25 protein-coding genes, 1 pseudogene and 1 riboswitch are annotated in these 26,022 nt (G+C 54.6%); of the genes and pseudogenes, 17 read left to right on the forward strand and 9 right to left on the reverse strand.

The window, feature by feature from the left end; genetic code table 11:
- The coding region (locus V4U88_RS26980) for a helix-turn-helix domain-containing protein (RefSeq protein WP_442951881.1) at nt 1-187 on the reverse strand (187 nt) is incomplete at its 3' end.
- A gap of 789 nt (nt 188-976) precedes the next feature.
- Nucleotides 977-1,080: riboswitch (TPP riboswitch) on the forward strand.
- A 160-nt stretch (nt 1,081-1,240) separates the two neighbouring features.
- Between V4U88_RS26980 and tenA the strand changes: the two genes are divergently transcribed.
- From tenA to htpG, 9 genes are all read left to right on the forward strand, one after another.
- On the forward strand, nt 1,241-1,927 hold the full coding sequence (gene tenA, locus V4U88_RS11365) for a thiaminase II (RefSeq protein ID WP_334073387.1): 687 nt from the start codon (nt 1,241-1,243) through the stop codon (nt 1,925-1,927).
- Nucleotides 1,928-1,990: 63 nt separating this feature from the next.
- Nucleotides 1,991-2,833 (forward strand): hydroxyethylthiazole kinase, encoded by an 843-nt coding sequence (thiM, locus tag V4U88_RS11370; protein WP_334073388.1) that lies wholly within the window; start codon nt 1,991-1,993, stop codon nt 2,831-2,833.
- On the forward strand, nt 2,830-3,699 hold the full coding sequence (gene thiD / locus V4U88_RS11375; protein ID WP_334073389.1) for a bifunctional hydroxymethylpyrimidine kinase/phosphomethylpyrimidine kinase: 870 nt from the start codon (nt 2,830-2,832) through the stop codon (nt 3,697-3,699). Before thiM ends, thiD begins: the two co-directional genes overlap by 4 nt.
- Nucleotides 3,700-3,737: 38 nt before the next feature.
- Complete coding sequence (gene thiE, locus V4U88_RS11380) at nt 3,738-4,385, forward strand: thiamine phosphate synthase (RefSeq protein WP_442951882.1); 648 nt, start codon at nt 3,738-3,740, stop codon at nt 4,383-4,385.
- A 250-nt stretch (nt 4,386-4,635) separates the two neighbouring features.
- Nucleotides 4,636-4,959: a WXG100 family type VII secretion target gene (locus tag V4U88_RS11385; RefSeq protein WP_334073391.1), complete on the forward strand. Its 324-nt coding sequence runs from the start codon at nt 4,636-4,638 to the stop codon at nt 4,957-4,959.
- Between the two features lie 36 nt (nt 4,960-4,995).
- A complete protein-coding gene (locus V4U88_RS11390) occupies nt 4,996-6,168 on the forward strand; it encodes a hypothetical protein (RefSeq protein WP_334073392.1) in 1,173 nt (390 codons plus the stop codon).
- Between the two features lie 69 nt (nt 6,169-6,237).
- Nucleotides 6,238-6,993, forward strand: a complete 756-nt coding sequence (locus V4U88_RS11395) for a hypothetical protein (RefSeq protein WP_334073393.1) — start codon at nt 6,238-6,240, stop codon at nt 6,991-6,993.
- Entirely contained in the window at nt 6,986-9,433 is a 2,448-nt protein-coding gene (locus V4U88_RS11400) for an Mbeg1-like protein (RefSeq protein WP_334073394.1), read from the forward strand. Before V4U88_RS11395 ends, V4U88_RS11400 begins: the two co-directional genes overlap by 8 nt.
- Before the next feature lie 117 nt (nt 9,434-9,550).
- Nucleotides 9,551-11,431: a molecular chaperone HtpG gene (htpG, locus tag V4U88_RS11405; protein WP_334073395.1), complete on the forward strand. Its 1,881-nt coding sequence runs from the start codon at nt 9,551-9,553 to the stop codon at nt 11,429-11,431.
- Between the two features lie 153 nt (nt 11,432-11,584).
- On the opposite strand, the gene V4U88_RS11410 is transcribed toward htpG, so the two are convergent.
- The 5 genes and pseudogenes from V4U88_RS11410 to V4U88_RS26990 form a co-directional block, all read right to left on the reverse strand.
- Complete coding sequence (locus V4U88_RS11410) at nt 11,585-12,751, reverse strand: sigma factor-like helix-turn-helix DNA-binding protein (RefSeq protein ID WP_334073396.1); 1,167 nt, start codon at nt 12,749-12,751, stop codon at nt 11,585-11,587.
- Nucleotides 12,752-12,810: 59 nt separating this feature from the next.
- Nucleotides 12,811-13,011 (reverse strand): RNA polymerase sigma factor, encoded by a 201-nt coding sequence (locus tag V4U88_RS11415; protein WP_334073397.1) that lies wholly within the window; start codon nt 13,009-13,011, stop codon nt 12,811-12,813.
- Nucleotides 13,012-13,173: 162 nt separating this feature from the next.
- Nucleotides 13,174-13,365 (reverse strand): annotated as a pseudogene (locus tag V4U88_RS11420) (transposase domain-containing protein); the annotation flags it as partial.
- 140 nt (nt 13,366-13,505) lie between these two features.
- Nucleotides 13,506-13,682 (reverse strand): IS66 family insertion sequence element accessory protein TnpB, encoded by a 177-nt coding sequence (gene tnpB, locus V4U88_RS26985; RefSeq protein ID WP_442951887.1) that lies wholly within the window; start codon nt 13,680-13,682, stop codon nt 13,506-13,508.
- A 66-nt stretch (nt 13,683-13,748) separates the two neighbouring features.
- Nucleotides 13,749-13,904: a hypothetical protein gene (locus tag V4U88_RS26990; protein ID WP_442951883.1), complete on the reverse strand. Its 156-nt coding sequence runs from the start codon at nt 13,902-13,904 to the stop codon at nt 13,749-13,751.
- A 524-nt stretch (nt 13,905-14,428) separates the two neighbouring features.
- Between V4U88_RS26990 and V4U88_RS11430 the strand changes: the two genes are divergently transcribed.
- The 7 genes from V4U88_RS11430 (at nt 14,429) to V4U88_RS11460 (ending at nt 20,732) form a co-directional block, all read left to right on the forward strand.
- Complete coding sequence (locus tag V4U88_RS11430; RefSeq protein ID WP_334073399.1) at nt 14,429-14,932, forward strand: CYTH domain-containing protein; 504 nt, start codon at nt 14,429-14,431, stop codon at nt 14,930-14,932.
- A 74-nt stretch (nt 14,933-15,006) separates the two neighbouring features.
- The gene (locus V4U88_RS11435) at nt 15,007-15,744 is read left to right on the forward strand and encodes a cyclase family protein (protein WP_334073400.1); all 738 of its coding nucleotides are present in this window, start codon (nt 15,007-15,009) and stop codon (nt 15,742-15,744) included.
- Between the two features lie 417 nt (nt 15,745-16,161).
- Nucleotides 16,162-17,205, forward strand: a complete 1,044-nt coding sequence (locus tag V4U88_RS11440; protein WP_334073401.1) for an ABC transporter substrate-binding protein — start codon at nt 16,162-16,164, stop codon at nt 17,203-17,205.
- A gap of 27 nt (nt 17,206-17,232) precedes the next feature.
- Nucleotides 17,233-18,240, forward strand: a complete 1,008-nt coding sequence (locus V4U88_RS11445) for a FecCD family ABC transporter permease (RefSeq protein WP_334073402.1) — start codon at nt 17,233-17,235, stop codon at nt 18,238-18,240.
- Nucleotides 18,237-19,226 carry a FecCD family ABC transporter permease gene (locus V4U88_RS11450; protein ID WP_334073403.1) on the forward strand — a complete coding sequence of 330 codons (990 nt, stop codon included), beginning with the start codon at nt 18,237-18,239 and terminating at the stop codon, nt 19,224-19,226. Before V4U88_RS11445 ends, V4U88_RS11450 begins: the two co-directional genes overlap by 4 nt.
- 12 nt (nt 19,227-19,238) lie before the next feature.
- On the forward strand, nt 19,239-19,868 hold the full coding sequence (locus tag V4U88_RS11455; protein WP_334073404.1) for a nitroreductase family protein: 630 nt from the start codon (nt 19,239-19,241) through the stop codon (nt 19,866-19,868).
- A 27-nt stretch (nt 19,869-19,895) separates the two neighbouring features.
- Nucleotides 19,896-20,732 carry an AraC family transcriptional regulator gene (locus tag V4U88_RS11460; protein WP_334073405.1) on the forward strand — a complete coding sequence of 279 codons (837 nt, stop codon included), beginning with the start codon at nt 19,896-19,898 and terminating at the stop codon, nt 20,730-20,732.
- 87 nt (nt 20,733-20,819) lie between these two features.
- Here the strand turns inward: V4U88_RS11460 and V4U88_RS11465 are convergent, their stop codons facing one another.
- Together V4U88_RS11465 and V4U88_RS11470 are read right to left on the reverse strand one after the other, a co-directional pair.
- A complete protein-coding gene (locus V4U88_RS11465) occupies nt 20,820-21,593 on the reverse strand; it encodes an SGNH/GDSL hydrolase family protein (RefSeq protein WP_334073406.1) in 774 nt (257 codons plus the stop codon).
- A gap of 95 nt (nt 21,594-21,688) precedes the next feature.
- Nucleotides 21,689-23,245, reverse strand: coding sequence for a hypothetical protein (locus tag V4U88_RS11470; RefSeq protein ID WP_334073407.1), 1,557 nt, complete (start codon nt 23,243-23,245; stop codon nt 21,689-21,691).
- Between the two features lie 189 nt (nt 23,246-23,434).
- Here V4U88_RS11470 and V4U88_RS11475 point away from each other — a divergent pair, with 189 nt between their 5' ends.
- Nucleotides 23,435-24,424, forward strand: a complete 990-nt coding sequence (locus tag V4U88_RS11475) for a Gfo/Idh/MocA family protein (protein ID WP_334073408.1) — start codon at nt 23,435-23,437, stop codon at nt 24,422-24,424.
- Nucleotides 24,425-24,751: 327 nt separating this feature from the next.
- Here V4U88_RS11475 and V4U88_RS11480 read toward each other — a convergent pair whose 3' ends face one another.
- Nucleotides 24,752-25,909, reverse strand: a complete 1,158-nt coding sequence (locus V4U88_RS11480; RefSeq protein WP_334073409.1) for a phosphodiester glycosidase family protein — start codon at nt 25,907-25,909, stop codon at nt 24,752-24,754.
- Nucleotides 25,910-26,022 lie beyond the last annotated feature (113 nt).

Below are 26,022 nucleotides of genomic sequence, written 5' to 3' on the forward strand. Positions count from 1 at the left end.
CATGTTCGTCTGCCGCAGGAATTTCTTCAGGCGAAATAGAGTCCCGATGATCTCTAATCCAACTACGGACAGTCTCAGGGTGGACGTCGTACATTCGAGCCAATACCCCCACCTTAACACCTGCCATGGCTTCTTTCACAACTTTTAAACGTTTTTCTTCATTCAACCTTTTTCCCATACCGATCATCTCCCTTTGTCCTAAGTTTAAATTATTGGGCAGGGAGACTCCAGTTTAATTAGGGGGCCTTAGAGGATTTGCAGGAATTTTATTTAAGTAGCTTATTACGAGAGAAATTCCTGCAGATTTGCAGGAATTTACTTTCGCTGGAACTTTCTCAGGATGGGTGTAGACCACGAACGTAGGACCGAAGGACAAATATATGCCGGGAACTCGTACTCTGACGTAAATCGGAATCCTGGTCGACGGTATTGAAGCAAACGTTGCATCAGACCCTGACATGGTGCTGCCCATCTTGAGACTAATTCGCCGCCTTAAGAAGTTACGTGGCGAGCAGGAGCTGGCGCCCCGCAATTTCCCTAGCCGTCCGCCGATATTAACGGCCTTTTGGGACGCTGTTTCGGCCCGATTCGGCTTCGCGGGATTCATAGCGGCCAAAAAGGGCCTTATTGGACTGGTAAGGGTCCCGAAAATCAGGGTTTGCCTTGCCTTTTCCCAAAAATAAGCCCCTGAAAAGCCACTATTTCACATCACCCAGCTGAATTCGACAAAATAGAGCCGTTTAAGGCACTTATTCATCAGCCCTACTTCAAAGAGAAGCTGACCGCTGACAAATTTGTTCGTGATTAAGATTAAATTGTTTAATGCCATGCTAGGCTTGTTTGCTGAAAAAAGTAACGCCCAAAAAGTCCGCTATTGCAGGGAAACAGGCTCACCATAGGGATCAAAGGCGGATAGACTGGCTCAAAGGATTTGACAGATTTGGCAAACCTAGGTACAGTAGAAGCAAATGAATAGGAAGTCCACTAGGGGAGCCGTCAGCGGCTGAGACAAGAGGATATCTTGGACCCTTTGAACCTGATCTAGTTCGTACTAGCGTAGGAAAGTGGAGTCGGTCATATCAAAAGCGATGGCGCACCGCTCAGGCGGGTGCCGGGTGACGCTTTTTTTGGGTGAAGCCGCTCCGTTTCCGGGGCGGCTTTTTTGGTGTCCTCGGAAACAACCAGGCGGAGCTCCCGGGACTTCCGTCTTCATTTCAACATCAATAGGAGGTGGAAAGGAATGCGGTTTACCGAGGAGCTTCGCCGGGAGGCGGATGGATTGTTCGAAGCGATTTTTGCCCATCCCTTCGTGAGAGGAATCGCGGAAGGAACGCTGGGCAGGGAACAGCTGATTCATTATGTGAAGCAGGACTTTGAATATTTGAATGCGTACATGCGGGTTTACGGCATCGCGATTTCCAAGTGTTCCAGCCGGGAAGATATCGCGATGTTTCATGAGCAGATTTCTTTCATACTGCACAGCGAGGTCCATCCGCATCGAAATTTTTGCGCGGTGGCCGGCGTAAGGTTCGAGGAGGTTCAGGGGTTCTCTCTGGCCCCGTCGGCGGACCATTACGTCAAACATATGCTGACGGTAGCCCATCAAGGCAGCCTGGGGGAAATCATGGCCGCGCTGCTGCCCTGCCCGTGGACCTATCTGGAAATCGGTCAGCGGTTGATGGAGGAAGTGAAGCCCGATCTATCCCATCCGTTCGGGGAGTGGATCCGGTTCTACGGCAGCCTGGCCGGCGAGGCGACGGAGTTGATGCGCTTGCGGGTCGATGCCTGGGCGGAGACAGCCAGTCCGGAGGAACGTGCGCGGATGAAGGAGCATTTTTGGTACAGCTGCCAGTTGGAATATTTGTTCTGGGATATGGCCTTCAAGGTGGAGGAGTGGCCGGTGCCGATGAAGGCCGCGGTGATGTAGACGCCAAACCCGGGAGTCGGTTAACGATCAAATTCGCGAGGAATAGAAAGGTGGATGTCTTCTATGCGTTTGTTGGAAAAGGAATTGTCGGATGTCTTGACCCGTTTGCAAAAAAGAAAGCCGCTCGTGCATAACATGACCAATGAAGTCGTCACCAACTTTACGGCAAACGGACTTTATGCGGTCGGCGCATCGCCCGTGATGTCCTCCGCGTCCGAAGAGGTGGCGGAGATGGCCAAAATCGCCGACGCGCTGGTGCTGAATATCGGCACGCTGAACGCGGGGCTGATCGACGCCATGATCCTGGCGGGACGGTCCGCAAACGAGCATGGGGTGCCGGTGATGTTCGACCCCGTCGCCGTAGGGGCGACGAAGTTCCGGACGGAAACGGCACAGCGCATTTTGCGTGAGGTCAACGTCTCGCTGGTGCGGGGGAATGCGTCGGAAATCGCCAACCTGATCGGGGAGGCCCGCGAGATCAAAGGGGTGGACGCCGTGGAAAGCGAGAGCCAGGACAATGTTCCCCTGGCGGTACGGGCGGCCAAAGCCCTGGGGACCGTGGTGGTCATCACGGGCCGGGTGGACGTGATCACCGACGGAAGCTCGTGCCGGATCATCAGCGGCGGAGACGCGCTGATGACGCAGGTGACCGGCACGGGCTGTCTGCTGACGTCGGTGCTGGGCGCGTTCGCGGCGGTCGAGAAGGACCTGATGCTGGCCGGTACGGCGGGGCTGGCCTTCTACGGCACGGCGGCCGCCCGTGCCGCCGAAAGGACGGCCTCCCTCGGTCCGGGCAGCTTCCAGACCGCCTTCCTGGATGAGCTGGCGAAGCTGCATCCGCATTCGCTCAAAGGCTATGCCGCTGTCCGCGAGATCGAGACGGCGTCCGCCGGAGGCCGGCCATGAAGGAGGGCCTCTCCCGCATTCCCAAGGCGCTGACGATCGCCGGTTCGGACAGCGGCGGGGGCGCCGGCATCCAGGCCGACCTGAAAACGTTCCAGGAACTGGACGTTTACGGCATGTCGGCCATTACGGCGATCACCGTGCAGAACACGCTCGGCGTCAGCGGGGTTTACCCGCTGCCCCCGGCGGCGGCAGCCGAGCAGATCCGGGCGGTCGGCTCGGACCTTGGCGTGGACGCACTGAAAACGGGGATGCTGTTCGACGCGGAGATCATCCGGGCGGTGGCCGCGGAAATCCGCCGGTTTCGCTGGAAGCGCGTCGTCGTCGACCCCGTGATGATCGCCAAAGGCGGGGAAACGCTGCTGCAGCAGGAAGCGGTCGCGGCCCTGCGCGAAGAATTGCTTCCGCTCGCCCAGGTGGTGACGCCGAATATTCCGGAAGCGGAGGCGTTGTCCGGGCTGCCGATCCGCACAATGCAGGAGCGGCGGGAAGCGGCCAAGCGAATCCGCGCGATGGGTCCGGAAATCGTCGTCATCAAAGGGGGGCACGACGAGCGGGACGCTGAAGGCGGTGGGACATCCCGGTCCTCCTCCCCGTCAGGGGTGGAGGTGGTCGACCTAGTGTATGATGGAAGCCATTTTACCGAACTGGTCGGCCTCCGGGTTCACACGGTGCATACCCATGGAACAGGGTGCACGTTCTCCGCGGCGCTGGCGGCCGCCCTGGCGAAGGGAGCCGCACTGCAGGAAGCCGTGCGTACGGCCCGGGCGTTTATTCAGGCGGCGATCGAGGACAGCCTGGAGCTCGGGCACGGGCATGGCCCGACAAATCACTGGGCGTACCGCCGGCGCCAAGAGGTGCTGCTATGACCGGCGCAGCGGCCGGACCGCGGATACGGCCGGACCGCATGCGCGAGCTGCTGCGCATGTACCTGGTCGTCGGCACTCCCAACTGCGCTGACGCCGATCCCCTGCACATCGTGGAGGAAGCGCTGGCCGGGGGCGTGACGCTGGTCCAGTTCCGGGAGAAGGGCCCCGGCGCACGCACCGGCGAGGCGCGGTTCGCCCTGGCCCTCCGGCTGCAGGCCGCCTGCCGCCGGAAAGGCGTGCCTTTCATCGTCAATGATGATGTGGACCTGGCCCTGCGGATCGGGGCCGATGGGGTGCACATCGGGCAGGACGATGAAAGCGCCGGGGAGGTCCGCGCGCGGATCGGCGGCCGCCGGCTGCTGGGCGTGTCCGCCCATACGCCGGAGGAAGCGCGGCGCGCGGTCGAGCAGGGCGCGGATTATCTGGGCATCGGCCCGATCTATCCGACCGCGTCCAAGGCCGACGCCCGCCCGGTGCAGGGGACCCGGCTGCTCTCGGAGCTGCGCGCCCTCGGCATCGGCGTCCCCTTGGTCGGCATCGGCGGCATTACCGCCGTCCGCGCCGGGGACGTGGTCCGGGCCGGAGCGGACGGCGTAGCCGTCATTTCGGCCGTCACCGGCGCTCCGGCCGGCGAAATCCGGACCGCGGTGCAAGCGTTCTTGTCGAAGATGAGGTCGGCGTTTTAACATATCTCTCTATATCGCGCCCCATGCGCTTCAGGCGGCCCTTCCAAGGCCGCTTTTTCGCGTCTGCAAGCCGGTGAGTCTTGCGTCTGGGAAGAAGGACTTTTTCCATAGGACAGATAGGACAAAAGGAATATTTTGCATGAAACAGCCCCGTTGGCAGTGGAGATTTCAAGGGGTATAAGGTAGTATGTTTGGTAAATCGTGCAAGGAATTTATTCCGAGCGAACCTTTTTGCAATGGAGGAATCAGGGTGTATTCATCAAGTGAAATACGCGCGGTCGCCAGAAAAATGTCACAGGGAAACGCGGACCTCAAACGCATGGAGAAACAGTTCGTTTCCACGGTGCACGAGACCTCTTCCTGGTGGAAAGGGAAAGCGGGCCAGGCGTTCAAAGAGGACTATCTCGGCAAAACGCACAGCGAAATCGAACGGCTGTACGCGGAGATTCGCGATCTGGAAACCGGTCTGGACCGGCTCGCCCGCGAAGTGCAGGCCGCGGATGACCGCCGCCGCGCGGAAGCGGAAAGAAAGGCCAAAGAGGAGCTATTGAAACAACAAAAAAACAAAAAATAGAGAACTTCATCTTTATATTGGGGAGAGACAATAGGAATGTGGAGCGTAAAGGATTATGCATTGTTGTGTGAGTTGGCCCGCACCGGGCTGCTTCCTGCGCAGCAATCCGGAGGCGTGCTCGAATTGACCGCCAAGCTGGAGATGAAGCTTGCGGGGATGGGCCAAGGGGATTTGGCGCAGCAGATCGGAGGCTCGGCGAACCTGGTTGACTGGGAATGGGAGCGGCGGGAGGGTGATGGGGAACGCCCGGACCGTTATTTTTTTGTGCACAAGGAACATAAGCGTTGGGTTGTTGTTATGCAGGAACCTTCGGATATCCCTTTTTCCCATACATATAGCATGGAAGAATTTGCGGCAGCGCTGCAGCGCGTCACCGACACCGGAGGTGCCCTGAGCTTTACGGGACTGGGACAAGGCGGCTGGCGCGCCGCGGAACTGGCGGCTATCCTCGGCGCGGAAGCGGTTGTGTTCGGGGCGCCCGGCGAGGAAGAGCTGCCGGGAACGGCGGTCAATTATGTCGGTGAAGACGACCCGGTCGGCGCTAGTAAGGAAAAAGTCGTGTTTGTGAAGCAGCAAAGCGGGTTGAAAGAAGAGGACGAGGCGTTTTATTACCGGAAGCTGGAGTTCGATGATGAGGGGAGCCCGGTCGTTGCCGGACAGAGCGAATTTTCCCGATTCGTCAGCTGGTTCTATCAGCGGGCCGGCACGGTGGAGCCGGACATTTGGGGAATCTTTTTCCCCGGGCCCGAAGAAGAAGGGGCTTTGCTGGCCGATCTGGGCGTGTATTCCGTCTACTTGCAAATCGGGTCCTTGAACCGGGAAGGGATTCTTCGCTCTGTTGACGAAACGATACGGCATGCCGGAAAAGTGCTTACGGCCAACCGTGAAGTAATGGTCCGGGAACTTGCGAAGGTCGGGGACGAAGACTATCATACCCGGGTGCCGGAAATCGCCGGGGAGCATGCGGCTCGGGCCAGCTCGTTCGTGGAGCGGACGTTTGACAGCGTGCAGACGATTTTTATGGGAATCGCGCTCTTTTCGCTGGATCAGGGCCAGTTTGATGTGACCCCCTGGATGGCGGGATTTTACGACCGGATCCACGAGCTGCTGGACAGGGAGCAGACCAAGCTGGAAGCGTGTCTGGACCAGGCGATCGCGAGCCATATGGAGCGGCTGCTCCAAATGCCCGATTTCACGTTGGATTGGTAAACATGAAGAACGGTTCCGGAACGAACCCGAACGAGGTTCACCGGAATGCCTACATAGGAGGTATGTCCATTGAATCGCCTGGCGATGCGAACCGTAATGCTGTTGTTGACGATCATATTTTCTTTGGGAGTGAGCGGGTGTATGAAGAGTGAAGCGCAGACCAACCGGAACAGAGATCCGGAAGCGATCAAGGAGCGGATGCTGTCTCATTTGCAGCAAAAATACGGGGAGGAATTCGTTCCGGTGTCCCTTACTTTGAGCGGCTTCGCCTACAATTATGACAATTTGTCGGCCTATCCCAAACAGGGAACTCAAAGCGATGCTTTCGAAGTTTGGGGAACGCAAATGAAGGATGGTTCCTACCGGATTAGCGACGGGTATTTCGGAAAATATATCAGACCGGAGTACGAAGCGGCCATGTCCGGTCTCATTGAAGAAATGTACAGTACGTTCAAGCTGTATACCAATTTCGGCGAGGGCGTACTGCCGGATCGGCTGAACAAGGAGACGAAAATTGAAGAAATTTATGCCCCGGGGGAGACTGTTTCCTCCGATACCGTTGTTTTTGTGAAACAGGAGGCAGTGAGGAATCCGGCGGATGTGGAGGCAAGCCTGGTGGAACTCGCCAAAAAAATGCGCGAGAAAAAACTGGTCGGCTTCGTCCAGCTTTTCGTTGTCCGCAATGACAAGTATGAGAACATCGATTTGCAAGCCCTGAACGCCGCGGATGACAGCGAGTATTTCGTAGGCGACTACAAGTCCGTGATGGTCACGCCCGAGCTGAAGATCCGGCAGAACGGGAGGGAGGTCGACGTCGATGGCTGAGCTGTCCGAAAGCCAGCTGACCCTGCTGGATAATTTGATTTACCTGAATGATGTGGCCAACAAAAACAATCGAACCGTCGGCGATATCGTGGACTCGCTTTTACATGGCGGCGGCCTGGACAAGAGCAAGACGATCAAGGACGGCAAAGAAACCTATCCCGGGCAAATGGACCGGGGCGAATGGGAAACGGTTCTGAAGGCGATTCAAAAAGATAAGGACTTAACGTCGTTGAAGCTCAAGCATGGCGTCGTCGGCACGACGTATGATACTAAAGGCAACCCCGTGCGCGGCAGTGACGGAAGAATTTTGGAGACGGGCAACCGGTCCGCCGCGTTTGTCGATCCCCAAGGCCATGCGACCGTCGTGTTCCGGGGGACGTCCGGGGACTACGAATGGCACGACAACGGGACGGGCGGCTATTTGTCCGATACGGAAATGCAAAAAGCCGCTCTGGATTATATCAACAGCCTGCCTTATGAGAACATTACCGTAACCGGCCATTCCAAGGGCGGGAACAAGACGCAGTATGTGGCGATTCTGTCCGATAAGGTGGACCGGGCCGTATCGTTAGACGGACAGGGGTTCTCGAAGGAGTTCCTGGAGAAGTACAAGGATGAAATCGCGGCGAACCGGCATAAAATCACGTCGATCTCCGCGGAGGGGGATTATGTCAACGTCCTGCTCAATCCGATTGCCGAGTCCGACAAGATCTTCTATATCGATACGGATGAACAGCGCGATTTTTTGAATAATCACAAGCCGAATATTGTGCTGAAAGAAAACGGTGAATTGCGTAATCCCGCGGAACGAAGCGCAATTTCCACGCTGATCAATGATCTGACCATTTACCTGAATGCCAATATGAAGGAGCCCGACCGCAGCTACGCGGTCGACGGTTTGCTTGCTTTACTGGAGAGCGGGGAGGAGGGTTTCCCCAAGGAGAGCGCGGAGCATACCAAGGAGAGCATCAAAAAGGTGCTTCCCTATGTGGGGAATTATTTGCTGGAGAACGCCGCGGACGGGGCAAAGGATTTCTTGGGACTCGTGGTCACTTCCTTCGGAGCCAAAGTGTTCCCCCAATACTTTCTGGACGATTTCATGAAGTACGCGGCGATCAATGCACAAAACTTCAGCTACTTGTATGATTTGGCGACCGAGATCGGCGGAATTCTAAAAAATATCATCGTGGACAAACTGACGGAATTCATGTCCAATATCGCCGCAAAAATATCGACGACCGCCCAACATATCAGCGCGGCCGTCACCGGATTCGTCCAGAGGATCAAGGACGGCTGGGACCGGTTGGTCACCGGAATCCGGGAGATGGGCGAAAAGGTCAAGAATACGGTCATAGGGGCCGGCGAGGCCATTATGCGGTTTAAGGATAAAGTGGTGCAGGGAGTAACCAGCTTCTGCAACAGCCTGGTCGAAGGCACGAAGCACGTCATCAACGCGGTCCGGGATGCCTGGAACAGCGCGGTGGACAAAGTTTCAAACTTTATCGGCGATACCCGGGATAAGCTGGCCGCGAAGTGGGGCGAGTTCAAAGCCGGCGTGAAGTCGGCCCTCACGGCAACGAAGGAAGGCGTGAACCGGTTCATCGACGCCTCGGTGCGCAAGGTTCGGGAGACCGGGGAGTTCCTGGTCAACAAAATCAAGGACGGCATCGAGAAAGGCAAGGAAATCGCCGCCCGAATCGCCGCTTCCTTTACCGCTTTCGCCGAAAGGGTGAAGGAAGGCTGGGAACGGCTGAAGGCCGGAATCCGCAGTATGGCCGAGACGATCAAAAATACGGCGGTCCGAGCCGGCGAGGCCATATCCCGGTTTGCGCAGCATATTACCCTTGTCGTCAAGCGTTTCGCCGAGAAGCTGGTCGCGGCCTTCAAACAGGCGCTTCAGCAGGTGAAGAAGGCTTGGGACAGCCTGTGCGACAAAGTGAACACCGCCTTCAATTCCGTGAAGGATGCGGTGAAAGTCAAGGTCTCCGAGTTCAAAGACGGGGTCAAGCGGCTGGGGAAACTGACGAAGGAGGGCATCCGGCAGATCGGCAAGGGGTCGGCCGATTCCTTCAAGAAGTTCGCCGGCAAAGTCGTCAAAGGTATGGCTAAAATTTCCCACGGACTGCTGCTGGTGAATCTTGCCCGGTTAAGCGATCTTCAGTCCAAGCTGAAATTGCTGGATTCCGACATCGAAGCCAAAACGACGCGGATGGTCGGCGAGGCGGAGAGGGTCAGTTCCAGCGTCGGCCGCTCTTATAGCGAATCCAACGTGCAAAGCCAGGTGCGGCAGGTACAGAAGGCTTGCGATGAGGTCAAAAACCGGAGCCGGCGGGTCTCCGCGGAGCTGCAGCGGAAGTCCAAATCGCTCGCCCATGCCGAAGAACAATACGGCAAAATAGAAAGTATGCTTAAAAAGGGCATTTCCAGCCGAAATCTCTAGAATTGAATGACCTGATATTGACATCAAAAAAAGGGAAATTTAATATAGAAGTAGATCGTTAGCACTCGGATTCTTAGAGTGCTAATATATTGTTCACTGGAAGGAAGGAGCCCAATCATGGCAAAAAAGCAATTTCAGGCCGAGTCGAAACGATTGCTGGAAATGATGATCAACTCCATTTATACGCAGCGGGAAATCTTCTTAAGAGAATTGATTTCCAACAGCAGCGACGCCATCGATAAGATTTACTACAAGGCGCTTACGGACGAGAATTTAACGTTCAACAAAGACGATTACTACATCAAGCTGACGGTGGATAAGGACAACCGCACGCTGACCCTTTCCGATACGGGAATCGGGATGACGAAGGAAGAGCTGGAGAATAACCTGGGGATCATCGCCAAGAGCGGTTCGCTGGCTTTTAAGAACGAGAATGAAGCGAAGGACGGCCACAATATTATCGGCCAATTCGGTGTCGGTTTCTATTCCGCCTTTATGGTGGCGGACAAGGTCACCGTCATCAGCCGCGCTTTGGGGAGCGAGGAAGCCTATAAGTGGGAATCGACCGGAGCGGACGGTTACGCGATTGACGAGGCGGAGAAAGCGAACGTCGGGACCGATATTATTTTGCAGATCAAACCGAATACCGAGGACGACCAATACGATGAGTTTTTGGAAGAGTACCGCCTGAAGTCGATCATTAAGAAATATTCGGACTTTATCCGCTACCCGATTAAAATGGATGTGACGACCCACCGGCCGAAAGAAGGCAGCGAGGGCGAGTTTGAGGAAGTGAAGGAAGAGCAAACCCTCAACAGCATGGTGCCGATCTGGCGGAAAAACAAAAGCGAGCTGACGGACGAGGATTACGAAAATTTCTACATGGAGAAGCGGTACGGTTTCGACAAGCCGATTTCGCATATCCATATCAAGGCGGACGGCGCGGTCGTTTACAATGCGATTCTTTTTATTCCGGAGAAGACGCCGTTCGACTATTACACCAAGGAATATGAAAAAGGGTTGGAGCTGTACTCCAACGGCGTTCTGATCATGGAAAAATGCGGGGACCTGCTGCCGGATTACTTCAGCTTCGTGAAAGGGATGGTCGATTCCGAAGACCTTTCCCTGAACATTTCCCGCGAGCTTCTGCAGCATGACCGGCAGTTGAAGCTGATCGCCAAGAATATTCAGAGCAAAATCAAAAGCCAGCTGCAAAGCGTGCTAAAAGACGACCGGGAAAAGTACGAAACATTTTACGCTTCGTTCGGCCGTCAGCTGAAGTTCGGCGTATACAACGATTACGGCATGAACAAGGAAGTGCTCCAGGACCTGTTGCTGTTCACTTCCTCCAAAGAGAAGAAGCTGGTCACGCTGGACGAGTACGTCTCCCGGATGCCGGAGGATCAGAAGTACATTTACTATGCCGCCGGCGAGTCCGTAGACCGTCTGGAAAAACTGCCGCAAACCGAGCTTGTGTTGGATAAAGGGTACGAAATCCTTTACTTCACGGACGATATCGACGAGTTTGCGATCAAGATGATCCTCAACTACAAAGGCAAAGATTTCAAATCCGTCTCGAGCGGCGATCTTGGCATCGAGCCCGAGGAAGGCGATAAGGACAGCAAGGAGACCGAATCCGCGAACAAGGATCTCTTCGAGGAGATGAGCCGGCTGCTCGCGGGCAAAGTCAAGGAGGTTAAGGCATCCAAACGCCTTAAGACTCATCCGGTCTGCCTGTCCGCCGAGGGCGAAGTTTCCATCGAGATGGAAAAGGTGCTGAACGCCATGCCTAGCGGCCAAGACGTCAAGGCGGACAAAGTGCTGGAGATCAACGTCGGCCACGAGGTGTTCCAATCTTTGAAGGATGCCTTTGAACAGGATAAAGAGAAGCTGGGACTGTACACCAACCTGCTCTACAATCAGGCCCGCCTAATCGAAGGGCTGCCGGTGGAGGATCCGGTGGAGTTCACGAACAACATTTGCAAAGTGATGGTTTAAAATAACGGCATAATCCCTCGCCCGGGTCTGTCCTGGCGGGGGATTTGTTGTTTTATTGGTAAGTCAAATACCCAAGCGCGCCTAGCCATGCTATGCACGCCGGAGAGAATTTGACGCTTAATTTAATGAGATCATTAGTAGTGTAGTAGAGATTCAGTTATTAATCGGAATTTCTTTATTAAAAAATACGATTGATGCGATTTCCTTATCATTTATAACATTTTCAAAAGTTTTGATCGTAAGCATTTGAACTCCAAATTCCGTTAAAGTCCATCCGGTAAAAATACTTGTCGTTTCTGCGGTGCCATCTTTATAGTTTATCGTGATCGGGTAGTTATCCAAATATTTGAATTCATTTACATCGGACTTCCTTAATCTTCCGGCTGCCTCATCAATCTCTTTCAATGATTTACCTTCAATTTTTAAAGAAATCGAAATGGGTGAGACGGAGATCGTTTTTAATACTGCCCTATAACCAAACATGGTAATGTTTTGATCGATCTGATAAAGCGTAGAGTACTCCTTGAAATCCAGCTTAAAGGAAGTTTCCCAAGAACCCGGTATGACCGTTTCAAAAACCCCGGGAAGCGGATCTGCTGCTTGTAAATCTTTTAATTTGAAATGAACGGTTTGGCCAGCTATTGAATTTTTGGTCATAATTCTCATAACCAAGCTAACTTTATTGTCAATCGGATTTCCATCGTCGACCACCTCAAACCCGTAACTTTGAGTGTCCTGATCTGTCGTCATCGTGTCAACCATAAAACGGTATCGCGCTGCATTTAAAACGGTGCCTTTCGGAGCAGTGAAGTCCATTAAGATATAGGTCAGATTGCTGTCACCGATAACTTGCTTAATGGTAAGTGTTCCTTTCTCGTTTGCCACTTGTTTGTCAACCACATAAGCGCCATTTGACAAATATTCTGCCTGCTCATGATTGACTGGATTAAGAAATTTTAAAAATGTTTCATCTATTCCCAAGTATGCCGCTGCAAAAGCTGTTGTAGTTAAACAAACCATCAGCACAGCAGCCAATACTGCAGATCTTACGTGTTTCATAGGAGGAAGTCCTCTGCGCCTTGTGTTTTCGTTCTGGCTTTGCGTCAAAATGTTCTGAAACATTTTTTCTTTTTGCGTTTGGATCGTACTTTCTTTGTGTCCTAACATCTCCGAGATTTCTTTTACCGAGTACTCCTCTATATAGTAGAGATATAAAACGGTTTTGTATTTTTCGGGAAGAGAAAGCAGTTTTGTAAGCACCTTCCCCGATGGCTCATCGCTATTCCAAGAAGAAAATTCCGGTAAAGCGTCTAATTCCACGCGACGGGTTTTCCACCAGTTTTTAAGAATGTCTTTGCAGTAATTTCTAGTGGTTACAATTAGCCATGCTTTTTCATGCTCGGGGTCATTAAAAAAACCATTTGAGATTTGATCAGTTTTAGAAATACAGATTGAACAGCGTCTTCTGCATCAACGGGATTTTTCAAATAGATATAGCTCAGCCTGTAAACTTGATCGACATGCCGTTGATAGAGTTCAGCCAATTCTTTATCCGTACGCAATAAAGAATTGTTTCCCATTTACTCGCCTCCTGATTACAACACGATTGATGACTCGAAAATATCCCAAGATTTAAGAAATTTATACGATTTTAAGACTTTAGAACAGTCCCAACTTTTTTATATTTAAGTGCCAAATAACCCCTACCTTTGTTCAAGGACGGGGGTCGGACTATGCTGGTATTAAGATATAAACACTCGGGAGGTTAGCGGTAACGACACCGACCACGGAAGCAGACGATTCAACGCTTCCGAATTTTTCGGATGCTCGAGCTGCGGTAGTTGCTCAAACAAGTAGTTTAGATATTTGTTCGGATTTAGCCCGTTTTCTTTTGCCGTCTCGATCACACTATAGATAGTGCTACTAGTCTTCGCATGCGCCCAGCACCTGAGAAGCGTGCCACCGTCCACATGCAAGTAGCCCGCGAATCCCTGAGAAAAGCGCGTGGGTTCTCGCCGTATCGGGTTGGCCGGTAATCGAATAGCACGATATAAGCGGAGGCGAGGCTATGTTCTCATTGCAAAATCTTGAGCTTGTTCTTCTCACGGTTACAGAATACGAACAGAGCTGGAGAGAACGAGGCGAGACCGAAGCCTTGCTGAACAAGGGCGGCAAGTCCGTCAATGGATTTACGTAGATCCGTCGATCCGCAAGCTAGATAGACAGTATGCGTGCCAGGCAGCGTTAGCATGTGAACGAAGGACCTGAACGACTTCACGAAGCGGGCGAGGGTCAAAGTCGGTCCGAAGCTCGATGCTCACTTCCCCGACAGGGATGATGAGCGGTGTAGCATGGGCTGCAACACTTGCGGTGTCACCCACGGAGAGGGGGATGAAGGCCGGGGGCGGGATTTGGTGGAAACGTTGGATGACGTCCCTTTTAATTTGCGAAGCCAGTACTTTAGCGTATGCAACGTAAATTGATTAGTGGAGCACCACGCAGTCTTAGTAAGTCCACTGGCTTTGTAATTCCCATATGAGAGTGATCCATTCTTGACGGCGAGCTTTCTGGGTTTTCATGAGGCGGCCTCCTATTTCTTTCGGATGACCTCTTTTTGCTTTCGCCTCAGCCTCCCCCTCCATCTCCCCCTCCATCTCCCCCTCCATCTGCCGGAATTTTAACGGAAGCAGTAGACGCTATTTTGTCCAAAAAGCGTTTTCCCCGATTCTAACGGAACTGGTAGCGCCTATTTTCTGCAATCACCACTAAAACGGGCCATTTTTGTCCGAATAGCGGCTATTATTTCCGTTAAAGTTTGAAATCTGCCTTTTTTGCAAAAATAGCCGCTCCTATTTCCGTTAGATGTTTTCCGGACCATGGAGTGCCATTCATCCATTCACCCATTCGCCCGTCCACCCCCTTATGTTTCTGAGGTCGTCGCCCACCGGTAATGTGTGATAAACTGGATACAGAATCCCAGAGTAAGGAGAATGAAGCATGGCCCTCGAAATCGAACGGAAATTTCTGCTTCCGGAGTATCCGAAAACGCTGCTGGAGGAAGGCGCGATCCAGGTCCTGAAAGAACAGGTGATTGACCAAACCTATCTGGCCCTGGATGGAGACCAGGAGCTTAGAGTGAGAAAAATCAAGGATCTCGGCACCGGCGAGGTAACCTATACGCATACCTTCAAACGGGGCTTCGGCTTGGCGCGCGAGGAGATCGAATACGATATTTCCGCCGGGCTGTACGAGCAGATGATCCATATTCGCCGCGCGGTTCCTTTGGTCAAAAAACGGCTTACAGCCCTGTGGAACGGCATCCAGGTTGAAATTGACAGCTATCACCAGATCCAGATGGCGGTCCTGGAAGTCGAGTTCGGCTCAGAGGAAGAAGCGACGCGTTTTGTCCCTCCCGCATGGTTCGGGCCGGACATCAGTACGGACAAACAGTACAGCAACAAACGGATTTGGCGCGAATTGCAGGGAAGAAAGCAGATTTAATGCTTCACTGGCCCGAGGGAGGAAAGAAGCTTTCAGGGCGGACTGATCAAATACATAATCCGAGAGGTGAGGGCATGTCGAACGAACTGCTGCAGGCGCTTAAACTGATCAAGCAAAAGGAATGGATCGACCTGACTCATACATTTGGCCCGGATTCCCCGCATTTTGCGGCTTTCGCGGCGGCGGAATTCAAGACGCTGTTCACGCACGACGACGGCTTTTTTGCCCAGAGCTTCACCTTCCCCGGTCAATACGGCACGCATCTTGACGCCCCGATCCACTTCGTGCGGGAGGCCCGCTATCTCGACGAACTCGGGCTCAAGGAACTGGTGCTGCCGCTCGTCGTCATCGACAAGTCGAAGGAGGCCGCGGCCGACGCCGATTATTCCCTGTCCGTTGCGGACATCGAGGCGTTTGAAGCCGAACACGGCGAGATCGAAGCGGGAAGCTTCGTCGCCCTTCGCACGGATTGGAGCAAGCGCTGGCCGAGCCAGGAACGCTTCGAGAACAAAGATTCGGACGGGAACAACCACGCCCCCGGCTGGTCGATGGAGGCACTGGAGTTTCTGTTCCGGCAGCGCGGCGTTAAAGCGATCGGTCACGAGACATTTGATACCGATTCGGCTGCGGATTATACGAAGAATGGCGCGTTGCTCGCCGAGTATTACGTGCTCGAGCGGGATACGTATCAGGTTGAGCTGCTGAAAAATCTCGATCTTGTTCCCGCCAAGGGAGCGGTTATTTTCAATATCGTGCCCAAAGCGGAACGAGCGTCCGGCTTCCCGGTGCGATCCTTCGCGATCCTGCCCTGATCGTTTAAAAATCATTTTTTCATTTTTATTACCGGGAAAACCTCCCGTTAATTTCTCGCTTCTGACCCTTGGCTCCGATTTAACCGGAAAAGCTCCATCTATTTCGCGGCCCTTTCGCCAATACCCGCAGTTTCAGGCACATTAGCGGGAGGTTTTCCAGCTAATCAGCCACTTCAGCCATAAAGGCAGTAATTTAACGGGAGGTTATCCCGTAAAATTATAAGCCACCGGTTTTTTAGCCCGGTTAACAGTAACAGGCCCATCCGCTAAGGATGGGTCTTTTGCCAGTGGCGATCCTTACCGGATAAAATTGGTGCGTCAAAAGGACAAAATAAGTCATGTACATTAGGACGGTCGGATAGTATATTGATATCGATAATCATTATCAATAGATTTGAAATTACGGGAGGCCATGAAATGAAAAGCTTCAAGATGATATTTGCCCTGATATTAACCTTGGCGGTTGCCGGGTGCGGAGGGAACTCAAACAGCGCGGGGAGCGCCAGCGGCGGCGAAACGAAGGGCAATACGGCCCAAACGGCCCAAGCGGCGGAAGAAGCCGGAACCGGGAATGGTACCGGAACCGGGACAACTTCCGGAAGCGAAGACGGACCGAGAACGATAAAGCATGCCATGGGGGAGATCACGCTCAAGAAGAAGCCGGAGCGGGTCGTGGTGCTGTTTAACGGCATGGTGGATATTACGGCGGCGTTGGGAGTGAAGCCAGTCGGCGCCGTCGAATCCTGGGAAGAGAAGCCTTGGTACCTCTACCTCCGGGACAAAATGGAGGGGGTCAAGGATCTGGGAGAGGAGAATCAGCCGAATCTGGAGGCCATCGTAGCGCTTAAGCCGGATCTGATTATCGGTACGGAAAGGCGCCATGAAAAAATTTATCCCCAGTTGTCCGAAATCGCGCCTACGCTGATTACCAAGGAAATTTTCGATTGGAAAGATAACCTCCAGCTCAGCGCCCAGGCGCTTTATAAGGACAAGGAAGCGGAGCAGCTCATTAAAGATTGGGACGCCCGCGTAGCGGACTTTAAACAAAAAGCCGGAGATAAGCTGAAAGATACGAAAGTTTCGATTATCCGGTTTGAGGATGACGGCAGCGCCCGCTTTTACGCCACGGGGTTTGCCGGAACGATCTTTAAGGAGCTTGGGATCGGGCGTCCGGAAGCCCAGATGGTCGAAGGCAAAGCAGCCGTGAATCTGACCTCCAAGGAGCAGATGGGGCAATTGGACGGGGATTATATTTTCGACATCACCCGCATCAGCCCCGGCGACAACGACACGCAAAAAACCAAGAACGAATGGACGTCCCACCCGCTTTGGAAAACCCTGAAGGGCGTCAAGGACGGCAAGTATATCGAAGTGGATATGATTACCTGGAATCTAAGCGGCGGGGTGATGGCGGCGAATGCCATGCTGGACGATGTCTACGAAATTTTTGGAATCAAGTAAAAAATACGGCATAGGGAGAAGGCAAAAATGACAGGGGCGATACGCGGGCGGAGAGCCGCAGGCATCATATTAGGGGTCCTGGTGCTGTTGCTGGGGCTGGCCGGAAGCATACTTCTGGGGGCCACGAACTATAGCCCGGAGACGGCCTGGGACGCCCTGTTTCACTACGATCCCAACGTGACCGACCAAATCGTGATCCGGACGACGCGGCTGCCGCGCGCTTTGATCGCGGCGGTGGTCGGGGCAAGCCTGGCCATCGCGGGGGCGATGATGCAGACGCTGACGCGAAACCCGCTCGCTTCTCCAAGCGTGCTGGGGATCAATGCGGGCGCGGGCTTCTTCGTCGTCGGCGCCACGGTGCTGCTGTCCGTTTCCAACCTGCAGGCGTTGACGTGGTTTTCTTTCCTTGGCGCCGCAGCGGCAGCGGGAGTGGTCTACGTGCTGGGGTCGGCGGGCAGGGAGGGATTAACGCCGATCAAAATCGTGCTCGCCGGTTCGGCCATGACCGCCCTGTTTGCCTCTTTTACGCAAGGCGTCCTGGCATTGGACCAGCAGAGCCTCGGCTCGGTATTGTTTTGGCTGACCGGCACGATCGCCGGGCGCTCCTCCGAGATACTCGCCACCGTGTTTCCCTATATGGCCTGTTGTTGGGTAGCCGCCTGGCTGCTCGCCCGGGGAATGAACATTCTCCTGATGGGCGAAGACACCTCCAAAGGCCTGGGTCAGCGTACAGGTGCCCTGAAAATCGGGATCGGCATCATCGTCGTTATCTTGGCCGGGGGCTCGGTGGCGATCGCAGGGCCAATCGGCTTCATCGGCATCGTCGTACCGCACATGGCCCGTTATCTGGTCGGCACGGACCACCGCTGGTTGATCCCTTTTTGCGGAATATTCGGAGCCGCGCTGCTGCTGTTGGCGGATATCGGAGCGCGGTTCATTATGATTCCGGAGGAGCTTCCGGTCGGCGTGATGACCGCGGTGCTCGGCGCCCCGTTCTTTATGTATATCGCCCGGAGAGGACTTGGCAAATCATGAACCGAGGAAACAGATGGATTCCATATGGGCTGCTGTTCGGCTGCCTGTTGGCGGCGCTGCTCAGCGCCAGTCTGGGCGAAACGTTTATTTCGCCCGTCCGGGTATTCGGTAGCCTGATGGGCGCCGGCCCGGAGGCCGAGGCCATGATCGTGGAGAAGCTGCGCTTTCCCCGGATCGTCACGTCGCTGCTGGCGGGCGCTTCCCTGGCCGCCGCCGGGGCCATCCTGCAGGGCGTGGCCCGCAACCCGATGGCATCCCCGGACATTTTGGGGGTGACAGGGGGGGCTTCCGCGGCGGCGGTGGCCTTCATGACGTATGGCCTCGGCGTATTCAGTATCCGCTGGCTGCCGGTAGCCGCCATGGCGGGAGCTGCCGGCGCCGCGCTGCTGCTGTACGCGTTCGCCTGGAAGAAAGGCGTGACCCCGCTTCGCCTCGTCCTCGTGGGCGTCGGGATGTCTTCGCTCATGTCGGCGGCCACGACGATGATGATTGTGTTTAATCCGCGCAACGACGCCGGTCAGGCTTATACCTGGCTGACCGGTTCCGTCTACGGCGCGAATTGGGAGCAGGTGCTGCTACTGCTGCCCTGGACCGCCGTGCTGCTGCCGGCGGCGCTGCTGATGAAGCGGCACGTGAACATTTCGCAGTTGGGCGATGAGGTCGCCACCAGCAGCGGCAGCCGCGTCCAACGGGTCCGCTTCCTGCAGATCATGCTCAGCGTGGCCCTGGCCGGCTCGGCGGTCGCGGTGGCCGGCGCGATCGGATTCGTCGGCCTGCTCGCCCCGCATATGGCCCGCAAGCTGGTGGGGGCGGACTTCGGCCGGCTGCTGCCGGTATCGGCGCTGCTTGGCGCCTGGATCGTCCTGTTGGCCGATCTGGCCGGACGCACGCTGTTCCTTCCGCTGGATGTGCCGGCCGGAGTGTTTACGGCGGCGATCGGCGCTCCGTTCTTCATTTATCTGCTGTATGCGAACCGAAATCAATAGGAGGCGAAACGATTGGCTGAAACAAAACCCCTGCAAGGTGATGAACAATTAGAGGCGGCGAAGGCGGCTGATCCACGGTATCCTTTGGCCGACCTGATCAAGAGCCGCAGAACGGTCCGCGCGTTTAAACCGGACCCGGTCAGCAAGGAGCAGATTGTCGCTTTGCTGAATACGGCGGTTTGGGCGCCGAATCACGGGAACCGGCAGCCTTGGCGCTTTATCCTCGTGATGGACGAAGCGAGGGAGGCCTTCGCCGAGGCGGTGCTGCGCACGCATTCCGCCGAGGAGCGGGCCAGGATCGGCGCGCAGCGTCACGAGTATTTGACGACGCTGCCGGCGCAGCTTATCGTGCTGCAGACGGAGGATTCCCGCCATAAACAGCGGGAAGAGGATTTTGGCGCCGTCTGCTGCCTGATCCAGAATTTTCAGCTGGCCGCCTGGGAACAGGGGATTGGCGTCGTTTGGAAGACGAATCATTACATCCACGAGCCGCGCTTTCGTTCGGACTTCGGCATCCAGCCGGGGGAAAAAATCGTGGGCGTACTGTACATCGGCTACGCCGAAACGATCCCTACCGCTCAGCCAAGAGACAGGGCGGAAACGAAGCTGACCGTGCTGGATCGACTGCCGCTTACCAATTAACCTTAGGCGAAAGGGGGGAATCTACCGATGGCGTTGAATGCGGCGGGGCTAAGGCCTGTAGTGCTGTTCTCCTCAATCCATCGCCGCGCTTTTCATAGTTCCGGCCATGGCCATGACATCAAGATTCCGACCTATCTGCTTTGCATGGTGAAAGAGGGGAAAGGCTGGGTTAGCTTAAGCGACCCGGAAAAGACGGCGACCGTCGGCCAGGGGGATTGCTTTGTGCTGACCCCGGGGTCCACCGTGCAGTTGATTCTCGAGTCCGAATCGCTCGAGTGCTTTCTGGTGTTGTTCAGGCCGGTGACGCTGCAGCGGCGGAGGGGGAATTGGCAAGCGGGACCGCTGCTTCCCGGCGACGGCGGATGGTCGGGATTCGCCGGCAAGCTTGAGCCGGTACGATCACCCGCGCTTTTGGGGGATGCGGCTGCACTATATGCGGACAGCCGCTTGCCCGGGGCTGACAGCGAGCAGTTGCAGCTGCGATGCCAGAGCCTGCTCTGCATGGTGCTGGATCAGCTCAAGGAGCGGAGCGCGGCCGTAAAGCCCAGCGGACTGGAGCTCAGTATCGGATACATGCAGCGGCATTTCCGTTCCAAAATCCAGCTGGAGACGCTGGCGGAGATCGCCGGGCTGACGCCGAGCTCCTACTCCAGGCGCTTCAAACGGGAGAAAGGGGCGACTCCCGTAGAATACTTGAGCCGGCTTCGGCTGCATCATGCGAAGATGCTGCTCTCCCGTCCCGGCATTACTGTGAAAGAGGCGGCGGCGGAATCCGGTTTTGGAAACGAGTTTTATTTCAGCCGAGTATTCAAGCGGGAAGTCGGCATGGCCCCGACGGCTTATATCAAGCAATTTAAATCATGAACAAATTGGTCCGCGGCCAGCAGCGGCTTCATCCGACAAAAAAAGCCTGCAGATTTGCAGGCTTTTTTTGTCACGCGCGAGTACAGTTTATTTCGCCGTCAGTCCGCCATGATCACGGAGCAGGTGACCGTAGTGCATGCGGATGAACTCCAGCACTTTGTCGGAGATGATTTGATGGCCGGCCTGGTTCGGATGAATCCCGTCCGAGCAGAGAAATTGGGTGAAATCGGGATGCTCCAGGAAGGCTCCGCGCACATCGATGAACTTGGTTTTGGTCAATTCCGACACTTTGAGGATCGTGGAATTATACCTCTCCTGCCACCAATAAATTTTGGTAACACTGCCCAGCCATTTGAGAATGTTCTTCTCGGCATCGGGATTGTTCCTGCTGACCCATTTGAAATAGCTGTCCGCATTCAGGGGGGGCAGGCTCATTAGTACGGGGGTAATCTGCTGGTTTTTCAGAAATTGAACGGCTTCGGTCAGCATTTTTTCGAACAGATTAAAATCCGTTTTCGGGCGGTGCTCGCCTTCAGGGTTGTTCGCAATCTCGTTCCAGTTAAAGTCGCAATCATTCCCGCCGTACTCAATGAGCACGATGTTCGGTTTGTCTTTCATGACATCTTTGCGCAGGTTGGCCACACCCTTCATGAGCGTATTGCCGAACCGGGCGGTGTTCCGGACCGCGCCCTTCAATCTGTTCTGCAGCAGGGAAACGTAATTGTCCTCCAGCAAAACATATTTGTTCTTGACCTCGTCATAAATAACCCCTTTGGAGATGGAATCTCCAGTAACCAGGTATTTGGCCGGCATATCCGGGCTTCCCTGATTTTCCATACTCTTCGGATCACCTCGTTCCATTGCTGTTTTCCTTCTTCAATTGTAGTTGAGTTTCACACCGGAAAGCAAGCGGATTCCCTTAGCGGAGATCGGAAAGAAGCGGATCAGAATGCGGATCAGAATCCGGCAGGATTCGGGTGCGATGACGGGATGCCGAAAGGATCGCCCGGATCGGCCGGAACGTCCTCGATTCGGTTTGCAGGCGGGACATAAGGTCGTACAACCAGTACGGTGGCCGCATCCGTAAAGCCCGCATATTTTGCGATGACACGGGTGAGTCCCGGCGAGAGCCCCGAAAGGTTACCGCTCGCGTCGATCGAAGCGATGCTTGGATCCTCGATCGTGAAATAAGTAGCCTCCGTTACCGATTTAACACCGCCGTCCGGAGCTTGAAACAGAGCGACAATATCCAGCTGTGTATCGACAGAAAGGGAGTAATCGTCGGAATCCAGGTAGAATTGGCTTTCCCCAGGAATCTCGTCGACCGTTTTGTATTTGACCAGCTTTAGCCGTTCCGAACCGTAAGTTGAAGTGATCCATACAAGCCCCCCGTCCTGGGGAATGTCGGTGCGGGCGGCGTCGTAGAATCTTGGAGCGAGGTTTTGAAGCAGGGACCAGAGGATCGTTCCTTCTACATCGATTTTTAATGTGAGATGCCGTTGGTCCGATCTGCCGCTGATCAGATAGCCGCCCGAGCCGTCCGGGGTAGGCTTCATGTAAGAGAGAAGCTCGGGGAACTCCGGGTCTACCAAGCCTTTTCGCCAAACCGCGTCACCATCCTCCGTTAACTTCCACAGTCCGGAGCCGTCGAGCATGAAATACCCGTCCCCGCCGGGGGGGGGCACCAGTTGCCGGACGTAGCCCCAGCCCGCCTCGTAAGGCAGCGTTTTGCTCCACGTAATTTCACCTGTCGGACCGTATTTCACCAGCAAGGGAAGCCAGGAGGTACTGTTTTCCTTCACGGCGTACCCCGCGGCTAAGAATCCTTCATCCTCCGTCTCCACAACGTCAAGGAGCACCTGTTCTTGATATTCGCGGTAATAATGATCCCACAACGGGGTTCCTTCCGCATCGACCCTCAAAATATAAGCGGGCTGGGTACCCGATGCGTTGGAAGTCCAGGAAACGGCGATAAAACCGCCATTCCGGGTTTCTTTGATCCGTTGGATCGGTGCATACCCGCGGTACTCGCCATAGGACCCGCTCCATACAGGGTCTCCGTCTGCCGACAGCTTGAGCAGATAGGCCCGGGAAAAAGGCTTTCCATCGCTTCTGTCGAGCATTCCACCGCCGATCAAAAATCCGCCATCCCGGGTTTGGATCATCGATTGAATGGTGTACATCTCAGTCGGGTAGGTTTCATCCAAATATTCGCGTTCCCATTCCGTATTTCCGCTCGAATCGGTTTTGATTGCAACGATTTTGGCTAAGGGAGAGATTTCATTCCGCGGGGTTGCGGTGCCTACAGCGATATAGCCTTGATCGGGCAGGGACAATACTTGGGATGGCTCATTGTAGTTGTCCGGCGATCCGAACTCCCGGGACCATTCTTCCGCGTAGCCTGCCGGACCTTCGGCAGCAAACCCTTGCACCGGGGGGACGTACCAAAGGCCGACGGCCATCAGGATGGTAAGTATCCACAACTCGGCTTGTCTGCGCATCGGTGCTTTCATATTGCATCATTCCTCCTCAATTTGGAAATCATATCAATTTCAGTGTGATGGAAGGGAAAGTCCTGGAACAGGTACGAAAGAGAGAATTCTTCTGTGAGCTAGGTCTCAATTATTGACTGCAAGTGGACATAAAGGGGCAGCTAATGAGAGAATACAGATAATGCTATTAGAAAAAGGGGGATGCATTCAGTGCTTCGATTCGGAATCATCGGAACGAACTGGATCACGGAACGCTTTATCCAAGCGGCGGAGGAGACGGAGCAATTCGCGCTGACGGCCGTTTACTCGCGCACGGAAGAGAAAGGGGAGGCTTTTGCGGCCAAGTACAACAGCAACCCTGAAGTATTTACGGATTTGGAAAAAATGGTGTCGAGCGACCGGGTGGACGCGGTGTATATCGCCAGCCCCAATTCGTATCACGCCGAGCAGGCCATTCTGTGCATGAACCATGGGAAGCATGTGCTGTGCGAGAAGCCTTTTGCATCGAATGTGGAAGAGACACAGCGGATGATCCGGGCGGCGCAGGAGAACGACGTGCTGCTGATGGAAGCGATGAAGTCCACATTGATGCCGAATTTCCGGGTGATCGCGAACAATTTGTATAAAATCGGGCGTGTGCGCCGTTACTTTGCCAGCTACTGCCAGTATTCTTCCCGGTATGACGCGTTCAAGCAAGGGACGATTCTGAACGCGTTCAATCCCGCCTACTCGAACGGCGCGTTGATGGATCTGGGGATTTACTGCCTGTACCCGATGGTGACTTTGTTTGGCAAACCCGAATCCCTTCAAGCCACCAGCGTGATGCTGTCGTCCGGCGTGGACGGGGAGGGGAGCATTCTGATGCGCTATGAAGACATGGATGCCGTAGTGATGTATTCCAAAATCGCCGATTCCTATGCCCCGGCGGAAATTCAAGGGGAGAACGGCACGCTGATCATCGATAAGATCAACCAGCCTTACGATGTAAAGATCATGTACCGGGACGGCACCGTTGAGGACCTTCGGCAGCCGCAGATGCAGGAGTCGATGTTCTACGAAGCCCGGGAGTTTATCGAACTCGCGCAAACGGGCCGGCGGGAAAGTGGCGTGAACACGCTGGCCAATTCCTTGATCGTTGCCGAAATCATGGAGGAGGCCCGGCGGCAGATCGGGTTGAAGTATCCGGCGGACCGGTTTTAAGGGTGTAAGTGTACCCGGCATGGTAAACTCTTGCCCGGGGCAGAGCCCGTTCAACGCAATTAACAGGAATTCCTCCCTTAAATATGGTCCCTACCCGGCGGCAGAGGTGAATTAACTGGAAAAACTCACGCTAATTTGCCTGAAAGAGGAGTATTGGCGGCCGGAACCGCGTAAATAACCGGAGTTTTTCCCGTTAAATCAGCTTAAAGGGCCCTCTGCCGTCAATTACCGGGAGGTTTTCCCGTTAATAGGCATTAACGTGTAGGCTAGTCCATAAAAAACCACCGACATCACAATGGATGCGGTGGTTTTTTGTGGAATCAATTATTATTGGTATTTCACGACGAGCGCATTGCTGATTTTCCGGCCGGGCGTCGTTAAATACTTCCCGTTATAATAAAGCCCGCTCGAAGCGCCGCCATCGAGGTTCATCGCCTGATACGCTCCGGCCTGTCTCATGATTTGCGCCAACTGCGGCATCGTTGCCTTTTTGGTCGTAAGCAGGATGAGCATGTTGTCGCGCGTGAGCCCTATGGCGCTGCGTGTGCTGCCGCCCTTTAAAATTTTCGGGTCGCGGAAGCCCTCGCCCCTGAGGTTCAGAGCCACTTTTCCGTCGGTGACGAGGCGTGGTCCCGCCTGCAGGGCACCTTCCAGATCGCCCTCCGCAAAGAGGTCGTTGAACTTTGTGCCCGGAATCATTCCGGCAAGTAGGTTGTGATTGTAAGTGAAGACGGTACGCCGGTCGCCCGACGCTATCATTTGCAGCTTGCCGCCGCTGACGATATATCCGTACGGTGTTTTGTAGCTGTTTTTCGTGTAGGCATCGAAATAGGAGCCGTTAATGGCAACGATGGCTTTGCTGCGTTTGGCGATACTGCTCAAGCTTTCGACCTTCCCCTTCTGATTGCCGGCCATGACCACGTCCAGGTGCACGTTCGGATGCGCCAGAGAAATCGTAATCATTTTCACGGAAAAGTACTTGTTCCCGACCTTGAATGCCTTACGGGCGCTGACGATCGGGGACGCGGTGCTGGACAAGCTGCTCCGTTTCACGGCGGGGAGCGTTATTTTGAAACCGTCGCGGCTCAGGGTGAGCGCGGTAGGATTCCTTTTCCAGACCAGTGTGTAGCCCAGGTGTTCGCTCAAAAATTGCAGGGGCACATAAGTAGTCCCGTTTCCCCGGAACGGAGCGTCCGTTAAGGTGACCGTGGCGTCATTGACCTCCGCGAAGGTTTGTCCGACAAACACTTTTACGCGGTTTCGGGTATCCGTGATCTCAAAGCTTTTTTCGCTTTCGTTCCACAGCAGGGAGGTCTCCGGGTCCCCTTTAAGCGCGGAAACCGGCAGGAAAGCATGGTAGGTCTGGCCGTCGATCAACACTACGGACTTGGGCGCGGCGGCCGAAGCGGCGGTAAGTTGGGCCGGAACCAGGAAGGTCAGGGCCAAAAAGAGGAGGAGAAGCGGGATGAGTCTTGGTCTTTTCATGCGGGTCATAAACTCCTTTGATTCGATTATGCAGGTCATAAAGTCCCCTTATGTAATATCGGATCGACTCCACATTTTCGTTAAAAAAAATTCGGACCGCCAGTCCCCTCCTT

This window comes from Paenibacillus sp. A14, assembly GCF_036864815.1.
Lineage (GTDB): Bacteria > Bacillota > Bacilli > Paenibacillales > Paenibacillaceae > Fontibacillus > Fontibacillus sanfengchensis.

Coding starts and splice junctions, on each gene's coding strand:
- tenA (WP_334073387.1), top strand. CDS start 1,241: ATGCGGTTTACCGAGGAGCTTCGCCGGGAGGCGGATGGATTGTTCGAA.
- thiM (WP_334073388.1), top strand. CDS start 1,991: ATGCGTTTGTTGGAAAAGGAATTGTCGGATGTCTTGACCCGTTTGCAA.
- thiD (WP_334073389.1), top strand. CDS start 2,830: ATGAAGGAGGGCCTCTCCCGCATTCCCAAGGCGCTGACGATCGCCGGT.
- thiE (WP_442951882.1), top strand. CDS start 3,738: ATGCGCGAGCTGCTGCGCATGTACCTGGTCGTCGGCACTCCCAACTGC.
- V4U88_RS11390 (WP_334073392.1), top strand. CDS start 4,996: ATGTGGAGCGTAAAGGATTATGCATTGTTGTGTGAGTTGGCCCGCACC.
- V4U88_RS11400 (WP_334073394.1), top strand. CDS start 6,986: ATGGCTGAGCTGTCCGAAAGCCAGCTGACCCTGCTGGATAATTTGATT.
- htpG (WP_334073395.1), top strand. CDS start 9,551: ATGGCAAAAAAGCAATTTCAGGCCGAGTCGAAACGATTGCTGGAAATG.
- V4U88_RS11415 (WP_334073397.1), bottom strand. CDS start 13,011: ATGGGAAACAATTCTTTATTGCGTACGGATAAAGAATTGGCTGAACTC.
- tnpB (WP_442951887.1), bottom strand. CDS start 13,682: ATGCTAACGCTGCCTGGCACGCATACTGTCTATCTAGCTTGCGGATCG.
- V4U88_RS11430 (WP_334073399.1), top strand. CDS start 14,429: ATGGCCCTCGAAATCGAACGGAAATTTCTGCTTCCGGAGTATCCGAAA.
- V4U88_RS11435 (WP_334073400.1), top strand. CDS start 15,007: ATGTCGAACGAACTGCTGCAGGCGCTTAAACTGATCAAGCAAAAGGAA.
- V4U88_RS11440 (WP_334073401.1), top strand. CDS start 16,162: ATGAAAAGCTTCAAGATGATATTTGCCCTGATATTAACCTTGGCGGTT.
- V4U88_RS11445 (WP_334073402.1), top strand. CDS start 17,233: ATGACAGGGGCGATACGCGGGCGGAGAGCCGCAGGCATCATATTAGGG.
- V4U88_RS11450 (WP_334073403.1), top strand. CDS start 18,237: ATGAACCGAGGAAACAGATGGATTCCATATGGGCTGCTGTTCGGCTGC.
- V4U88_RS11460 (WP_334073405.1), top strand. CDS start 19,896: ATGGCGTTGAATGCGGCGGGGCTAAGGCCTGTAGTGCTGTTCTCCTCA.
- V4U88_RS11465 (WP_334073406.1), bottom strand. CDS start 21,593: ATGGAACGAGGTGATCCGAAGAGTATGGAAAATCAGGGAAGCCCGGAT.
- V4U88_RS11470 (WP_334073407.1), bottom strand. CDS start 23,245: ATGAAAGCACCGATGCGCAGACAAGCCGAGTTGTGGATACTTACCATC.
- V4U88_RS11480 (WP_334073409.1), bottom strand. CDS start 25,909: ATGAAAAGACCAAGACTCATCCCGCTTCTCCTCCTCTTTTTGGCCCTG.